Genomic DNA, 15,471 nt, shown 5'->3' with positions numbered 1-15,471 from the left:
AACGCCCGGTCTCATTCCGAACCCGGAAGCTAAGCCCTCCAGCGCCGATGGTACTGCACTCGACAGGGTGTGGGAGAGTAGGACACCGCCGAACACCTTTCAACCGAAGGCCCCCACCCGTCAGGGTGGGGGCCTTCGGCATTTCCGTATCAATTCCACCCACTTCGGAACGCCGGCGCCCTGATGAGGCGGCCCGCAGAGTTAGTCGAAGTCTGACGCTCGTCCGCCAGACATCAGACGTCTGATGTCTATACTTCCGAGCGGAGGTGGACCATGGCAGGACACACGTTGCGCAGCGGGCCGCTGGTGCCGCAGGTGGAGGAATTGCTCCGTCGGCGGATCGACGTCCGCGAATGGGCGGTCGGTCAGCGATTGCCCAGCGAAGCGGAGCTCGCAACCGAACTCGGCGTCGGGCGGTCGTCTGTACGGGAGGCAGTACGTCTGCTGGTGCGGGACGGACTGCTCGACGTCCGGCACGGTGTGGGTACCTTCGTCGTCGAACCTGTGGGGGCGGCGGCGCTGGAACAGCTGCTGCGGCGATCGCGCGTCCTCGAGGTTCTGGAAGTGCGGCGCGCGCTCGAAGTGGAAGCTGCGCGTTTGGCTGCCGAGCGTGCCCGACCTGAGGACCTTGCGGGCCTCAGACAACAGGTGGCCGAGCGGCACTCCAGTGAGGCGTCGGGAGCAGAGGAGTTCGTCCGGGCCGATCTCGAGTTTCATAGGTCTGTGGTGATTCTCGCCGGCAACCCGGTGCTCACGGCACTGTTCGACTCGGTTCGGCCGATCCTGCACGGGGCCCTCGTGGATATGCTCGAGAACGAGCCCACAATTCCGAATACCGGAGACGCCCACGATGCGCTCGTGGCTGCACTCGAACGCGGGGACAGTTCGGCAGCTGTCGCGGCGACGACAGCGAACCTCGACCCCATGATCGCGAAGTTGGAAGAAGTAAGGAATGGCGAGTGAGTACCAGCGTTGTCGGAAACGTCGTGCTGAGCACCGAAGGCGTGGATCTGATCCGGGAAGGGCGGAAGATCCTGAGCGGCATCGACGTCCGTATCGAGCAAGGGCAGCACTGGGTTCTCCTCGGGGCCAACGGTGCCGGCAAGAGCACACTGCTGAGCCTGCTCGGTGCCGTCGCACATCCCACCCACGGCACCGTGCGCGTGCTGGGGCATCAGCTGGGCCGGGTGGACATGCGGGAGTTGCGCTCGCACATCGGTCACGTCAACCCCCGTCACACGATCGAGCGGCCACTGACCGTGCGTGATGTCGTGCTCACCGGACTCACGAACACGCCTGAGTTCGTGCAGCGGTGGCAGCCCACCGACGCGGATCGCGCGCGGGCGGAGGAGCTGATCGCGATGATGGGCATGATCCCGCGGATTGAGGCGCGTTGGCCCGTCCTGTCGCAGGGCGAGCGGGGGCGCGCGCTCATCGCTCGGGCGCTGATGCCGGATCCGCCGGTGCTGTTGCTCGACGAACCAGCGACCGGCCTCGACCTCGCGGCGCGGGAACAACTACTCACCGCGCTGGACGAGATGCGGGCGCAGCATCCGCTGATGGCGAGCATCCTCGTCACCCACCACATCGAGGAGATCCCGACCACCACGACGCACGCGCTGCTGATTCGGGACGGTCGCATCACCGCGCAGGGGCCGGCCGGGTCCGTGATCACGACAGAACGAATCAGCGAGTGCTTCGATCATCCGATCGACATCGTCCGCAACGGTGGCCGGTACTCGGCGCAGTCGCGTACGCCGGGACCGGAGCCGACGGTCTGACCCGAGTGTCCGGCGATCGTTCGCAAGGCGTATAAATACATCTTGTGTCTAAGTTGTATTCAGCGGCAGAACTGGCGTACCGCGAGGTCAAGGAGATGATCCTGTCCGGCGCGTTGCCGGGCGGTGAGCTGATCAGTGAGGGCGAGATCGCGACGCGCATGGGATCGAGCAGGACGCCGGTCCGCGAAGCCTTCCTCAGGCTCGAAGCGGAGGGCTGGATGCGGCTCTACCCCAAGCGGGGCGCGCTGATCGTTCCCGTTGCCGACGGCGAGGCGGAACACGTGATCGACGCGCGTCTTCTCGTCGAGGTACATGCCGTGGAGTCGGTCATGCCGGGCACCCGGACACGGGATCTGCTCGTGGCGGCACTCCGGGACAACCTGCGTCGGCAGCGTGAGCATGTCGCCTCGTCCGGCGATGCCGCGGAGTTCAGCGCACTGGACGCCGATTTCCACCGCGCCCTCGTGCGCGCCGGCGGTAACCCACTGCTCGAGACGTTCTACGACGGACTGCGGGAGCGTCAGCGCCGGATGACGGCCCATTCGCTGGCCCGTGATCCGGAACAGATCACCAAGATCATCGACGATCACACCCGACTCGCGGACCTGCTCGAGGCCGGCGACGCGGGCGGGTTCGCGTCGACGCTCCGTCGGCACATGCGGGAGGTCCACGCGCTCGGTGAAGGAAGCCGGCGATGACCGCTGTCGAGGACTCCGTCGCGCTGGCTGCTCCTGCGACGCACAGCCGCCTGCGTCCGTGGATGCTCGTCGCCGCAGGCATGTTCGCGGTGGCGTGGGGTGGCAACGAGTTCACGCCGTTGCTCGTGATGTACAAACTCGACCACGGGTTCACGCAGGTCGTGGTCGACACCTTCCTGTTTGCGTACGTGCTCGGCATCGTGCCGGCGCTGCTGATCGGCGGTCCGCTCTCGGACCGGTTGGGTCGACGTCCGCTGATGCTGCCGGCTCCGTTCATCGCGGTGGCCGGATCGCTGGTCCTGGCGGCCGGACCCGATTCGGCGGCATGGCTGGTCGCCGGACGCATCCTGTCCGGCGTCGCATTGGGACTCGGTATGGCTGTCGGCGGTAGCTGGCTCAAGGAACTGTCGACGGCGGATCGGGATCCGTCGGCCCGGCCGGGTGCCGGTGCGAGGCGTGCTGCGATGAGCCTGACCGCCGGGTTCGGCATCGGCGCGGGTGTCGCGGGGACACTCGCACAGTGGGCGCCGTGGCCGAGTGCGCTCGCCTACGCCGTGCATTCGACGATCGCGCTCGCGGCCGGTGTTGCGCTGCTGCGGGCACCGGAGACGAGGTCCGCCGTACCGAGGAACGAGCGTCGTTCGCTGACGCAGGATCTGAAGATTCCGGCCGTCGCGCACCGCCGCTTCCTGTACGTCGTCGCTCCCGTCGCCCCATGGGTGTTCGGTGCGGCGGCATCCGCGTACGCGGTGATGCCTGCGCTCATGACCGGTCGCAGTGGCAGTGCGCCGGTCGCGTTCTCGGCGCTGCTGTGCATGATCGGGTTGGGTGCAGGATTCGCGATCCAGGCCGTCGGGCGCAGAATCGACAGCCCGTCGAATGCCCGCGCTGTTGCCGTGGCACTCGCGGTGCTTGTGCTGGGCATGTCGGTGGCGGCGGTCGCGTCGAACGTGCTGACGGTCCCGATGTCGATGATCGCGGCGGCAATCCTGGGGTGCGGATACGGCCTCGCACTGGTGTCGGGACTGCAGGAGATCCAGCGGATCGCCGGCCCCGACGATCTGGCCGGACTTACCGCCGTCTTCTACTCGCTCAGCTACCTCGGATTCGCGGTGCCCGCCGCGATGGCGGTGATCGCGGAGGCGAACCCGTCGTTCACGTATCCGATGATGTTCGTGATCGGCGCGGTCGTGGCCGCGGCAAGTCTGGCGCTCGTCATCGTCAAGTGGCGACGGCACCTGCCGGAAGTGTCAGAGGTTCGGTAGCGGCTTCGCCGCGAGCCACGCATCCCACAGCGGGCGCAACGGTTTGTCGGTGAATTGTGCTGCCAGGCCGGTGAACTGCTCGGTCGACACCGTCGAGTGCCGGTACTGGGCAGTCCACTTCTGCAGCAGGGCGAAGAAGGCGTCGTCGCCGATCTCTCGCCGCAGCGCGTGCAGTGCGAGGGCGCCGCGCTTGTAGATGCGGTCGTCGAACATCAGTCGCGGCCCCGGGTCGCCGAGCAGGATGTCCTGCGGCTTGCCGGCGAGGCCGCGGTGCGCCTGCAGGGCGAGGGTCTGGGCGTCGGGTCCTCCGGAGTTCTCCGACCACAGCCACTCGGCGTAGCACGCGAATCCCTCATGCAGCCAGATGTCCTTCCACACCCCGAGGGTGAGGCTGTTGCCGAACCACTGGTGCGCGAGCTCGTGTGCGACAAGACGTTCGGAGCCGCGGTGGCCGTCGCAGTGGTTGGCGCCGAAGATCGACAGTCCTTGGGCCTCGATCGGGATCTCCAGGTCGTCGCCGGTGACGACGACCGAGTAGTCGTCGAACGGGTAGGGGCCGAACAGTTTTTCGAAGACGTCCATCATCTGCGACTGGCGGCCGAAGTCGTGGTCGAAACGGTTCCGTAGGTCCTGCGGGTGGATTGCGTGCATCGGGACGCGGCCGCTGTCCATACGGCGACGCTCGTACGGTCCGATCTGGACGGTGGCCAGGTACGTCGACATCGGCTCGGTCTGCTCGTACACCCACGTCGTCAAGCTGGCCTTGGTCTGCTTGCGGACCAGGCTGCCGTTCGCGACGGCGTGGTACGGCGAGTCGGTCGTGATCGAGATGCGATAGCTCGCTTTGCAACTCGGGTGATCGTCGCACGGAAACCACGACGCGGCTCCGTTCGGTTGGCTCGCGACGAGCGAGCCCTCGGACAGTTCCTCCCAGCCGACGTCGCCCCACATGCTCGCGACAGGCTGCGGGTTACCCGAGTACTGCACGGTGATCGACAGGACTCCGCCCGCCGGAATCTTCTGCGCCGGGGTGATGGTCAGCTTGCCGTCGCGGTGCGTGTACTTCGCGACCCGTCGGCCGTTCACCGACAGCTTCGACACCTGCAACGTCGGCGCGAGGTCGAGGGAGAAGCGGGGCCGGACGTCGGTGGTGGTCGCGGTGATCGTCGCCTTGCCGGACAGGCGGTTGCTGTGCACCTTGTACGTGAGGTCCAACTCGTACCGGGACACCCGGTATCCGCGGTTTCCGGCCTGCGGGAGGTAGGGGTCGATCGGGTCGTCCGCTGTCTTGCCGGGCTTCATCGCGCGTCTCCGTCGGACGTCGAATCCGTCCACGGCGCAATGGGATTGCCCTGCCAGCGGGTGGACGGCGGGACGACGTCGCCCCGCATGACGAGCGACGCCGGGCCGACGGTGGCGCCGTCGCCGAGACCGGCGGCGGGCAGCGCGACGCAGTGCGGGCCGAGGGTGGCGCCCGCACCCAACGTGACGGTGTCCATGGACATGATCCGATCATGGAACAGGTGCGTCTGCACGACGCACCCCCGCTCGACAGTGGCGCCGTCGCCGAGGGTCACCAGGTCGGCCTCGGGGAGCCAGTAGGTCTCGCACCACACGCCGCGGCCGATGGTCGCCCCGAGCCCGCGCAGCCACACGTTCATCACGGCGGTGCCGTTCGCGGCCCGTGCGAACCACGGTGCGGCGACGGTCTCGACGAACGCGTCGGACACCTCGTTGCGCCATACGAACGAACTCCACAGCGGATGCTCGACCGTGCCGATCCGGCCAACGACGAGCCACTTCGCGGCCACCGACACGGCTCCCGCCACGGCGCCCGCGATCATGAGGACCACGCCCCCGCACAGGGCTGCGAGCCAGAATCCGCCGACCGACACCAGCCACGCGAGCGTGAACAGCACGCCCAGGCCGATCCCGAACGTCACCATCACCGGGATGAGCCGGCACGTCTCGACGATCGCGCGGGCGATCCGCAGCCGCAGCGGCGGGGCGAAGGTTCGGGAGGCGTCGGACGCGGTCGCTGCCCGGCGCAGCCGGACCGGCGGGCTCCCGAGCCACGACGAACCCGACTTGGCCTTGCTCGGCGCTGCCGACAGGACCGCGACCAAGCCGTTCTTGGGGACGCGGCGCCCCGGCCCGGCCATCCCGGAATTGCCGAGGAATGCGCGCTTGCCGACCTTCGCGGGTTCGATGCGCATCCAGCCGCCGCCGAGTTCGTAGCTCGCGACCATGGTGTCGTCGGCGAGGAAGGCGCCGTCGGCGACGGTGGTGAACTTGGGCAGCACGAGGGCGGTGGAGATCTCGGTGTCCCGTCCGACCTTCGCACCGAGCAGTCGCAGCCACAGAGGCGTCAGCAGGCTCGCGTACAGAGGGAAAAGGAACGTGCGGGCCGAGTCCATGAGCCGCTCGGTGGCCCACGCCTGCCACCCGATGCGGCTGCGCACCGGGTGGTAGCCCTCGTCGAGCCCGATCGACAGCAGGCGCACAGCGATCACCGTCAGCGCGGCGAAGACGAACAGGCTCAGCACGGTCGCGACCGGCAGGATCGCCAGGGCGCGCCAGAAGGCGTCGCCGCGATCGGACGCGTCACGCACTCGCCGGCCGATCAGGAGCAGGCCCGCGGCGAGGCCGAAGATCGGCATACCGGCCAATACGATGGACGTGACGCCGAAGATGGGCACCCAGTGGACAGCGCGCTGCGGCACACGATCGGGCCACGGGTGCATGGCCTTGCCGACCTTGACCGCGGGCGAGCCGGCCCAGTGCTGTCCCGCCTTGACCTTGCCGAACACCGCCGAGCCCGCGGCCACCTCGGCGCCCCGGCCGATGCGGGCGCCCGGCAGGAGCGTCGAACGTGCGCCGATCGCGGCGCCGTCGCCGATACGGATCTCACCGATGTGCACGACGTCTCCGTCGATCCAGTGGCCCGCCAGGTCCACCTCGGGTTCGACGGAACAGCCGTCACCGAGGACGAGCATCCCGGTGACCGGGGGGAGGGTGTGCAGGTCGACGCCGCGTCCCACGCGGGCGCCGAGGGCGCGGGCGAAGTACAGCATCCACGGTGCGCCGGACAGGTTGTCGGCGCCGCTGGCCTCGACGAGGCGCAGTGCGATCCACAGCCGCAGGTGCTCGGGGCCGCCGCGCGCGTACGTGCCCGGTTTCAGCCGCCGCAGCAGCGTGCGAGCCCCGATCACCGCGATGCCCATCCGCCCCAGAGGGGTGATGAACAGGAAGAACGCGAGCGCCACCCACCACCACGACAGTGTCGGCGCCCACGAGACGTCGAACCAAGCGAGGACGTTGCCGGTAATTGCCAACCACGTCGCCCATTGCAGTCCGGTGAGCGTCATCAGCGGCACGGTCACCGCGATCTGCGCGGCCTGGGCCCGCCGCGGCACGGGGTCGACGTGCCGGGCCGTGGTGGCCGCGGCGGGGGCGAGGTCGTCGAGGAATCCGGCGAGGGAGCCGAGTCGGGGATGGTCGTACAGCTGTGCCACGGTTACTTGGGGGAACCGCGCACGCAGCGCCGACACCAATTGGGCGGCGGACAGTGAGCCCCCGCCGAGTTCGAAGAAGTCGTCGTCGGGTCCGGTGACGCTCGCGCCGAGGATCGAAGCCCACAGCCCGGCCACCCAGGCCATGGTGCCGTCGAGGCTGAGGGCCGGATCGACCGTGTCTTCGCGGGCACCGGGCAGCGGCCACGGCAATGCGTTGCGGTCGACCTTGCCCGACGTTCGGGTCGGTAGTTCGTCGACCAGTGCGAGCCGCGGCACGAGGGCCGCGGGAAGGTGCTCGGACAGTTGATCCCGAGCCGCCTTCAGATCGAAGTCGGGGTCGGTGCTGGCGATGTAGCCGACCAGGATCGAGGTGCCCGCCGCGGTCTTGCGAACCGCGGCGGCGGCACCGCTGACCCCGGGGAGGTTCTGCAGTGCGTTGTCGACCTCACCGAGTTCGATGCGGCGTCCGCCGAGCTTGATCTGATCGTCGGCGCGGCCCTGGAACAGCAGACCCGCCGTATCGAGGCGGACCAGGTCGCCGCTGCGGTAGGCGCGGTCCCAGCCGAGCGTCGTCATCGGTGCGTACTTCTCGGCATCCTTCGCGGGATCCAGATACCGCGCGAGCCCGACCCCGCCGATGACGAGTTCGCCGACTTGACCGTCGGCGACCGGTTCACCGGACGCGTCGACCACGGCGAGGTCCCAGCCGTCGAGGGGCAGTCCGATGCGCACCGGCCCGGTGCCGTCCATGAGCGCGCCGCACGCGACGACGGTGGCCTCCGTGGGGCCGTACGTGTTCCACACCTCGCGACCGGGCACGGCGAGCCGTTCGGCCAGATCCGGCGGGCAGGCCTCGCCGCCGAAGATCAACAGCCGCACCGCCTCGAGCGCCTCGGCCGGCCACAGCGCCGCGAGCGTCGGAACGGTGGAGACGACCGTGACGTCGCGCGAGACCAGCCACGGTCCGAGATCCATGCCGCTGCGCACCAGCGATCGGGGTGCGGGTACCAGTGCGGCGCCGTGCCGCCACGCGAGCCACATCTCCTCGCACGACGCGTCGAAAGCCACCGACAGCCCCGCCAGTACCCGATCCTCCGCACCGATCGGATCGCCCTGAAGGAACATCCGAGCCTCGGCGTCGACGAACGCTGCCGCATTGCGGTGCGTGACCGCGACGCCCTTGGGAGTGCCCGTGGAGCCTGACGTGAAGATGATCCACGCGTCATCGTCCGGCGTGGGGGGCCGGACGTCCGGTGCGGCGCGGCGCGGCGCGGTGCCGGGTTGCACGCCGTCGGCGGTGAGGATTGCCGCTACCTGCGCCTCGCTGAACACCAGTTCGGCGCGCTCGTCGGGGTCGTCGGCGTCGACTGGCACGTACGCGGCGCCGGCGGCGAGCACCGACAGGATCGCGACGTACAGGTTGCGCGAGCCCGACGGCATCCGCACGCCGACCCGCTCTCCCGCGCCGACGCCGGCGTCGGCGAGCCAACGGGCGCCGGTCGCGATCTCGTCCAGCAATTCGCGATAGGTGAGCGGTGCGGTGCCGTCGTCGATCGCGGTGGCGTCCGGATGGGCCGCTGCGGTGGCCTCGAGGATGTCGACGAGGGTGCGTGGTGCGGGCGCGAGGGCCGATCGAAGGAACTCAGCGGGTATCCGGTGCGGAGACCGCTGATCCGACTGGTCTGTTGCTGGCTGGGCAGACAATCCGGGACGTCCCTCTCTGTGCCTGGTCGGGCGGACATCGAGTTGTCTCACGTCCAGGTGTCCGGAGGATGAACACCCGCCCGGCAGGCGAATCGCTTCTTCCTGACGATTCTCCACCGGATGTGTCGAAATCCGCGCCCGCGGCACGTCGTGTTCACGAAAGCGGGGTAATCGGCCCCGCGTCGGAGGGAGGATGTCGGAGGGAGGATGACGACATGTACTACCTGGCATTGCTCGCCGCCGAGGAGGGCGGCCCCGGGTCGATTCCCGGCACGGACGCGTACACCGCGTCGATGCAGCGGCATCAGGAGTTCTGGACCAAGGCGCAGGAGGCCGTCGCGGGTGGCGGGCTGTACCCCACGTCCGATGCCGCGACCATCCGGCACGACGGCGGGAACACGCTCGTGACGGACGGGCCGTTCGCGGAGGTCACCGAGGCCGTCGGCGGCTACTACGTGTTCGACGCCGCGGACCTGGACGCCGCGCTGTCGCTGGTGCGGCAGGTTCCAGAGGTGTCGACCGGGCACGTGGAACTGTGGCCGATGGTGTTCTGGAACTCCGCGGAAGAACCGACGGACACGTGGTGGGCCGCGCTGCTGCGCGAACCGCGGGGATCGGCGAGCGAACCGGGGTCGGCGGAGTGGGAGGCACGGGTTGCCGAGCACCAGCGGTTCGGCGAGATCGCCGGCGATCGGGTGAAGGGTTCCGGGGCGCTGTTCCAGCCGGCGTCGGCGACGACCGTGCGGCTGCGCGACGGGGAGATGCTGCTGACGGATGGGCCGTTCACCGAGGACAACGAGATCGCGAATGGCATCTACGTGCTGTCCGCGCCCGATCGGGAAGCGGCGGTGGCGCTCGCGTCGAAGATCCCCCTCGGGCCCAAGGGGTGCGTCGAACTCCGGCAGATCGTTGCCGACTGAGAGAGCTCCCGTCCACGGACTGGTCCGGGATCGTCCGTGCGTACGTTCGGCTGCTCGCACTGCGTGCGTCTCCGGCGGTTCGAATCAATCATGCTGTGGCGGTGGGTTTTCGGGACGGCCCCGATCGCGGGCTGGAGGCTGTCGGCCAACTGGGTGCCGCGAGGAGCCGAGCTGGAGTGTGATGACCGTCTCATGATGGAAGGGTTGACGGTGGGTTGACATCGCGCGGAGGGCTCTGACATCCTCGTTGCCAGGTCACGAGTACCAGCATCAAGCCCCGGCTAGCTGGTCGGCAACCCTCCAACCGCGGTGGGGTGCTCCGGGTGACGACCAGGCTGTGCGCCATGAGGCCACGGCAAGCGCGGACTCCGGTGGCATTCAGTCTTCACTGCCGACGGGTCCCGGACCCGAAGGATTTTGTGATGACTGCTGTACTCACCACCGCCTGTGCCACCGCCCCGATCGCCCGGGTTTCCGGCTGTGACTTGCAGGTTCCGCTCGTCGGGGGTGGAACCTGCGTTTATGCAAACTTCGACTACGCAGCCAGCGCTCCCGCTCTGGCGCAGGTCACCGACCGTGTGCAGGAGCTGCTGCCGTTCTACGCGAGCGTCCACCGCGGTGCCGGCTACGCCTCCCGTGTGAGCACCGAGGCGTACGAGAGTGCCCGCGGGTCCGTCGAGCGCTTCGTCGACACCGATGACGACCAGGTAGTGGTCTTCACTCGCAACACCACCGACTCGCTCAACCTCCTCGCGACCTGCGTTCCCGGTGACGTCGTGGTCCTCGACATCGAGCACCACGCAAACTTCTTGCCGTGGAAGAACTCCCGCGTCGTCGAGGCAGCCGACACCGTGGCCGAGACCATTCGCCGCATCGTTGCCGAGCTGAGCGTCAAGCCTGCCGCACTCCTCGCGATCACCGGCGCCTCCAACGTCACCGGCGAGGTCCTCCCCATCGCCGAGCTCGCCGAGATCGCGCACCGCTGTGGCGCCCGCATCCTCGTCGACGGCGCGCAGCTCACCCCGCACCGCCGTGTGAGCCTGTCCGAGAGCGGCGTCGACTACCTGGCCTTCTCCGGGCACAAGCTGTACGCGCCGTTCGGTGCCGGTGTGCTCGTCGGTCGTCGCGACTGGCTCGATGCGGCCGAGCCGTACCTCGCCGGCGGTGGCGCCGTGCGTGAGGTGACGGTCGACGAGACGTTCTGGGCACCGGCTCCGGCTCGTCACGAGGCCGGCAGCCCCAACGTCCTCGGCGTCGCGGCCCTCGCTGCGGCGTGTGATGCATTGTCCGCGTTGGACTTCGACACTGTCGTCGAGCACGAGCGCGTCCTGTCGACGCGTCTCGCGGAGGGCCTCGGCGAGATCGAGGGCGTGCAGTTGCTGCGCCTGTGGTCGGACGCCCCGGACAGCGTCGGCATCGTCACCTTCACGATCGACGGCTACGAGCCCGGTCAGATCGCCGCGTACCTGTCGGCCGAGCACGGCATCGGCGTGCGCGACGGCCGCTTCTGCGCCCACCCGCTGCTGAACCGCATCGGCCACGCCGGTGGCGCCGTGCGCGCGAGCCTGGGTCTGGGCACCGGATCCGACGACGTCGAGCGCCTCATCGCCGCCGTCCGCCAGCTGGTTGCCGGCGAGCAGACCTGGAACTACGGCAAGACCGACGGCTTGTGGAACCCGGTCCCCGAGACCCGTGGCTTCTCGAGCACCATCGACGGTGCCGCCGAGTGCGTGTAATCGATTCGAATCGACTCGGATCTTCGTGATCCGAACTGTGGTGGGGGACAGCGACGGGGGATAGCGTGACGCGCATGGAGTCGATCGATCGGAGCGGGCAGTGGTCCCGCCGTCATGTCGACCTGTGCCGTACCTCCTCGGAAATGTGTCGGCGCTGACCTTTCGCGCCGCCCACCACACTCCGTTCTTCCCGAGGAATCATCATGTCCCAGTCCGTCTTTGCTTCCATCCGTTCCATCACACCGCGACGTCCGCTCCGGGTGGCCGTCGAACTGTCCGGCGCCGGCCGTCATCCTGCGTCCTCGCGTATTGCCGGTAACGTCCCGCTCACCGGGCCCGACTACTGGGTCGACCTGACCGTCGGACCCGACGCGCTCGATCTCGCCGCCTCGCCCGCCGTCGTCCACCGTGTCCAGGCCGTCGATCTGCGTGAGGCGCAGCAGACCCGCAGTCGCATCCGTGCGCAGGTGGCCGCTGAGGGGCGTGACCCCGACAGCGTCACCGTCCTCGTCGACATCGAAACTCTCATCGCCGACGACTCCCGAAGCGCGCGTGCCGAACTGGCGCTGCTCGACGAGACACTCGGAGTTCCGCACCAGCCGACGACACTCTCGTACGTGGGGACGCCGCACGGACTCGCCGGCCTGATCGCCGACATCCAGGCCGCCGACGTCGCGGACGGCGTCACGCTGTTGCCGCTCGCCCTCCCGCAGGTGCTCGAGCGCATCGTGGACGGAACCCTGCCCTGGCTCGAGCGTCGAGGCCTGGCCGTCGCGTCCGACACCGTCGACGAGGCCCTCGCCCGCTTCGGCCGGGCCAGGCCGGCCCACGCGTCCTGAAGTCCGTGACCAGGCTCAGTACGGTTTGCGGGCCTCGATGAGGAAACGGGTGGAGTGCGCGACGAACATCCCTTCCGCCCGGATGTGCTGATCGAGGTCACGCAGGCGTTCGGAATAGGCATCGACGGTGAATCCGGGAACGATCCAGATCACTTTCCGCAGGAAGTAGATCACCGCGCCGATGTCGAAGAACTCCACGCGTAGTCGCTCGAACCGTAGGTCCACGATCTCCAGTCCGGCGGAGCGCGCGTCGGCGGACTCGGTGTCCGGATGCCGGAGGCGTCGTGCCTCGGGCTGTGGACCGAGGAAGAACTCGGCCAGTTCGAACACGCTCTCGGGGCCGACGTGCTGGGCCAGATAGGTTCCACCGGGGACGAGCACCCGCGCGATGTCCGCCCACGCCACGGTATTGGGGTGACGGCTGCTGACGAGATCGAAGGCGTTGTCCGCGAACGGCAGTGGTGGCTCGTCCGGAGCCGCGACCACCACCGCACCCATCGGGTGCAGCAGCGCGGTCGCCTTCGCGATGTTGGGCGGCCACGACTCGGTCGCCACCATGGTTCGCGGCATCGCGCCGGCGCCCGCAAGGACTTCCCCGCCGCCGGTCTCGATGTCGAGGGCGGCCGTCGCTCGCGCCAGGCGTGTGCCCAGGACTCGTTGATAGCCCCACGACGGGCGCTGTTCGGTGGCGCGCCCGTCGAGCCACGAGAACTCCCAGCCCTCCATCGGAGCGGCCTCGGCCTCCGCGACCAGTTCGTCGAATGTGCGGTCCATGGCACCGATTGTCCCTGCAATCAAAGGGTTTCGAGATCAGAGGGTTTTGATCAGTCCGCCGTCGATGACGAAGTCGGCGCCCGTGATGTTGCCGGAACGATCGCTCGCGAGAAAGGCGACGAGATCGGCCACCTCGTCGGGGCGGGTGAACCGTCCCGTCTCCGAGCCGGCGGCGGCCGCCTCGACTACCGACTCGGCTGTGCTGCCGCTGACCCGGGCGACAGTGGAGGCGACTCCGTCGTCGGCAAGCCACAGTGCGGTGGTCACCGGCCCGGGGCTGACCGTATTGACTCGAATATTCTGACCGGCAACCTCTTTGGACAGCGATTTGCAGAAGTTGGTGAGCGCGGCCTTAGCAGCGCAGTAGTCGACCACCCCCGGGTCCGGGAGGAACGCGTTGACCGAGCTGACGGTGACGATCGACCCGCCGCCGCGGCGGACGATCTGGGGGAGCGCGGCGCGGGTGGTGCGCACCGCGGAGAGGAACGTCAGGGTCAGCGAGGCGATCCAGTCGTCGTCGGAGACGCTCGCGAAGCCGCCGGTGCGCGGCGTGACGGCGCCGGCGTTGTTGACCAGGACGTCCACTCCGCCACGAGCGGCGGCCGCCTCGATCAGGGCCACCGGGCCCTCCGCGGTGGACAGGTCGCACGCCACGAACGTCACATTTCCGTCCGCCTCCATCGACTGGAGTTCCGCAGTGCGAGTGCGGGATCCGGCGACGACGTGAGCACCCTCTGCGACCAGCGCACTGGTCACCGCGAGTCCGATGCCCTTGCTTGCGCCGGTGACGACGGCACACCTACCGGTCAGATGCAGGTCCATGACTTCTCGATCCTGTGGATCGGATGTGGCCGGTCCCGATTCTACCCAGTGGCCGCGCGTAGGTGTCAGCTCCCGAACGGGATTCGCCCTATGTTCCAGAAAGATCCGGTGTTGCCGGACGATCCGGCGGGGACGGGCTCGTCGCTGCCCGCGGTTGCCAGTTGCTCACGCAGCTGGTCGGCGACGGCGCTGGGATTCGCGTTCCGCTCGTTGGTGAGCACGGTGACCGCCCAGTCCTCGGACGGCACCAGTTCGGTGGCACTCTGGGAGCCCTGCGTGGTGCCGTCCTTGTAGGCGTACGCCGGGAACTCGGATGTCGGGAGAGCCGGATACAACTGCCATGCCATGCCCATCTGCATGTCGTTACCCGCCGGGCCCGAGGCGATGCGATCGAGTGTCGTCTTCAGGGTCGGGGCCAGCGGGTTTGATCCCCTGCCCATTGTCGCCTCGGCCCAGATCGCCATGTCCTCGACCGTGCTGACCAGTCCGCCGGCGCCCGCGATGGTGCCGGTGTTGTCGTGGTAGCAGACGGGAACGCCCCCGCTGTACGGCACGGCCAGTGAGGGATTCGCAGCCGGTTCGAGCTCGGTGTGCGACATGCCGAGTGGAACGGTGAGCTCCCGCTTCACGACCTCCCCATAGGCCGGTTTGCCGGGCTCGAACGCATTGGTCAGAAGCGACCCGAGCAGGCCGAATCCCCAGTTGGAGTACAGCCAGTCGGTACCCGGGGTGAAGTCCAGGGCGCCGGGATCTTTCAGGCCCTCGGCCAGCTTCGCGGCGTCGTAGTTCGCCTCGGCAGCGCAGCCGCCTCCCATGTTCGCGGGGTCGCGCTGCAGGCCGGAGCGGTGGGCGGCCAGTTCTCGGAGGGTGATCTGCTTGCCGTCGCGGCTCGGCACCGTGACGTCGGCGTCCGTGGGCACCAAGCGCTGAGCGTTGTCGTTGAGGGCCAAGTTGCCCTGCTGAATCTGTTGGGCGAGCAGGGCCGCGGTGAATGTCTTGGTCTGTGAGCCGATCTCGAACCGGGTCTGGGGTCCGACCGCGATCGGGCCCGACTTGTCCGCGTCGCCGAAGTAGTAGGTGGTGGTGATCGAGACCGCCGGATTGTCGGGCGAGGGCTTCACGATGGCGATGGCCGCTCCCGCGGTGCCCGCCAGGTGGTTTCGGACCGCCTCGGTGACTGCCGCTACCTCCGACGCGTTGCCGGGCCGGGAACCCGGGTTGAACGTGGGGGCGACTGCTCCGGCGACCGGCGCCGTACCCACGCTCACCGCGAGGGAGGCACCCAGTGCGAACGCCGCCGTGGCCACCGCGATTCGACGTCGTGCAGTGGTGAAGCGTCCGTCGCGGTCCCCGCGTCGCGAATTCATATCGCGAAAATACAACGAACGGTCCGAAATGGTCGGCTTTGGCGCGGTTG

Annotated in this window: 13 protein-coding genes, 1 rRNA gene and 1 riboswitch; of the genes, 9 read left to right on the top strand and 5 right to left on the bottom strand. The window is 68.7% G+C overall.

From position 1 onward, the window contains the following. From rrf to C8K36_RS12420, 5 genes are all read left to right on the top strand, one after another. Nucleotides 1–94, top strand: a 5S ribosomal RNA gene (rrf, locus tag C8K36_RS12440); the annotation flags it as partial. A gap of 179 nt (nt 95–273) precedes the next feature. Continuing rightward, nucleotides 274–963, top strand: coding sequence for a FadR/GntR family transcriptional regulator (locus C8K36_RS12435; protein WP_107984767.1), 690 nt, complete (start codon nt 274–276; stop codon nt 961–963). Continuing rightward, a complete protein-coding gene (locus tag C8K36_RS12430; protein ID WP_107984766.1) occupies nt 960–1,781 on the top strand; it encodes an ABC transporter ATP-binding protein in 822 nt (273 codons plus the stop codon). Before C8K36_RS12435 ends, C8K36_RS12430 begins: the two co-directional genes overlap by 4 nt. A 44-nt stretch (nt 1,782–1,825) precedes the next feature. Continuing rightward, complete coding sequence (locus C8K36_RS12425) at nt 1,826–2,479, top strand: GntR family transcriptional regulator (RefSeq protein ID WP_107984765.1); 654 nt, start codon at nt 1,826–1,828, stop codon at nt 2,477–2,479. After that, nucleotides 2,476–3,744, top strand: coding sequence for an MFS transporter (locus C8K36_RS12420; protein ID WP_107984764.1), 1,269 nt, complete (start codon nt 2,476–2,478; stop codon nt 3,742–3,744). Before C8K36_RS12425 ends, C8K36_RS12420 begins: the two co-directional genes overlap by 4 nt. Here C8K36_RS12420 and C8K36_RS12415 read toward each other — a convergent pair. Both C8K36_RS12415 and C8K36_RS12410 read right to left on the bottom strand, forming a co-directional pair. Continuing rightward, nucleotides 3,730–5,046, bottom strand: a complete 1,317-nt coding sequence (locus tag C8K36_RS12415) for a M1 family metallopeptidase (protein WP_107984763.1) — start codon at nt 5,044–5,046, stop codon at nt 3,730–3,732. The two genes, C8K36_RS12420 and C8K36_RS12415, sit on opposite strands and share 15 nt — an antisense overlap. Next, on the bottom strand, nt 5,043–8,963 hold the full coding sequence (locus tag C8K36_RS12410) for a Pls/PosA family non-ribosomal peptide synthetase (RefSeq protein ID WP_107984762.1): 3,921 nt from the start codon (nt 8,961–8,963) through the stop codon (nt 5,043–5,045). The genes C8K36_RS12415 and C8K36_RS12410 overlap by 4 nt, the downstream gene beginning before the upstream one ends. Nucleotides 8,964–9,178: 215 nt before the next feature. Here C8K36_RS12410 and C8K36_RS12405 point away from each other — a divergent pair, with 215 nt between their 5' ends. The 4 genes from C8K36_RS12405 (at nt 9,179) to C8K36_RS12395 (ending at nt 12,458) form a co-directional block, all read left to right on the top strand. Beyond that, nucleotides 9,179–9,883 (top strand): YciI family protein, encoded by a 705-nt coding sequence (locus C8K36_RS12405; RefSeq protein WP_107984761.1) that lies wholly within the window; start codon nt 9,179–9,181, stop codon nt 9,881–9,883. 253 nt (nt 9,884–10,136) lie between these two features. Further along, a riboswitch (SAM riboswitch) is annotated at nt 10,137–10,251 on the top strand. A 54-nt stretch (nt 10,252–10,305) separates the two neighbouring features. Next, nucleotides 10,306–11,619 (top strand): aminotransferase class V-fold PLP-dependent enzyme, encoded by a 1,314-nt coding sequence (locus C8K36_RS12400; RefSeq protein WP_107984760.1) that lies wholly within the window; start codon nt 10,306–10,308, stop codon nt 11,617–11,619. A gap of 74 nt (nt 11,620–11,693) precedes the next feature. Then, a complete protein-coding gene (locus tag C8K36_RS25440) occupies nt 11,694–11,777 on the top strand; it encodes a putative leader peptide (protein WP_420910879.1) in 84 nt (27 codons plus the stop codon). Between the two features lie 45 nt (nt 11,778–11,822). Further along, entirely contained in the window at nt 11,823–12,458 is a 636-nt protein-coding gene (locus tag C8K36_RS12395; RefSeq protein WP_107984759.1) for an LLM class flavin-dependent oxidoreductase, read from the top strand. A 15-nt stretch (nt 12,459–12,473) separates the two neighbouring features. Here C8K36_RS12395 and C8K36_RS12390 read toward each other — a convergent pair whose 3' ends face one another. From C8K36_RS12390 to C8K36_RS12380, 3 genes are all read right to left on the bottom strand, one after another. Beyond that, nucleotides 12,474–13,232 (bottom strand): methyltransferase domain-containing protein, encoded by a 759-nt coding sequence (locus C8K36_RS12390; RefSeq protein ID WP_107984758.1) that lies wholly within the window; start codon nt 13,230–13,232, stop codon nt 12,474–12,476. Nucleotides 13,233–13,268: 36 nt separating this feature from the next. Continuing rightward, nucleotides 13,269–14,054 (bottom strand): oxidoreductase, encoded by a 786-nt coding sequence (locus tag C8K36_RS12385; RefSeq protein WP_107984757.1) that lies wholly within the window; start codon nt 14,052–14,054, stop codon nt 13,269–13,271. A gap of 65 nt (nt 14,055–14,119) precedes the next feature. Then, on the bottom strand, nt 14,120–15,421 hold the full coding sequence (locus C8K36_RS12380) for a serine hydrolase domain-containing protein (RefSeq protein ID WP_107984756.1): 1,302 nt from the start codon (nt 15,419–15,421) through the stop codon (nt 14,120–14,122). Between the last annotated feature and the right edge of the window lie 50 nt (nt 15,422–15,471).

Source organism: Rhodococcus sp. OK519 (assembly GCF_003051005.1).
Lineage (GTDB): Bacteria > Actinomycetota > Actinomycetes > Mycobacteriales > Mycobacteriaceae > Prescottella.
This window is presented reverse-complemented; position numbering and strand designations above follow the sequence as displayed.

Excerpts from the sequence above, each read along its gene's own strand:
- C8K36_RS12380 (WP_107984756.1), bottom strand. The coding sequence starts at position 15,421 with ATGAATTCGCGACGCGGGGACCGCGACGGACGCTTCACCACTGCACGA.
- C8K36_RS12435 (WP_107984767.1), top strand. The coding sequence starts at position 274 with ATGGCAGGACACACGTTGCGCAGCGGGCCGCTGGTGCCGCAGGTGGAG.
- C8K36_RS12415 (WP_107984763.1), bottom strand. The coding sequence starts at position 5,046 with ATGAAGCCCGGCAAGACAGCGGACGACCCGATCGACCCCTACCTCCCG.
- C8K36_RS12385 (WP_107984757.1), bottom strand. The coding sequence starts at position 14,054 with ATGGACCTGCATCTGACCGGTAGGTGTGCCGTCGTCACCGGCGCAAGC.
- C8K36_RS12395 (WP_107984759.1), top strand. The coding sequence starts at position 11,823 with ATGTCCCAGTCCGTCTTTGCTTCCATCCGTTCCATCACACCGCGACGT.
- C8K36_RS12400 (WP_107984760.1), top strand. The coding sequence starts at position 10,306 with ATGACTGCTGTACTCACCACCGCCTGTGCCACCGCCCCGATCGCCCGG.
- C8K36_RS12420 (WP_107984764.1), top strand. The coding sequence starts at position 2,476 with ATGACCGCTGTCGAGGACTCCGTCGCGCTGGCTGCTCCTGCGACGCAC.
- C8K36_RS25440 (WP_420910879.1), top strand. The coding sequence starts at position 11,694 with ATGGAGTCGATCGATCGGAGCGGGCAGTGGTCCCGCCGTCATGTCGAC.
- C8K36_RS12405 (WP_107984761.1), top strand. The coding sequence starts at position 9,179 with ATGTACTACCTGGCATTGCTCGCCGCCGAGGAGGGCGGCCCCGGGTCG.
- C8K36_RS12390 (WP_107984758.1), bottom strand. The coding sequence starts at position 13,232 with ATGGACCGCACATTCGACGAACTGGTCGCGGAGGCCGAGGCCGCTCCG.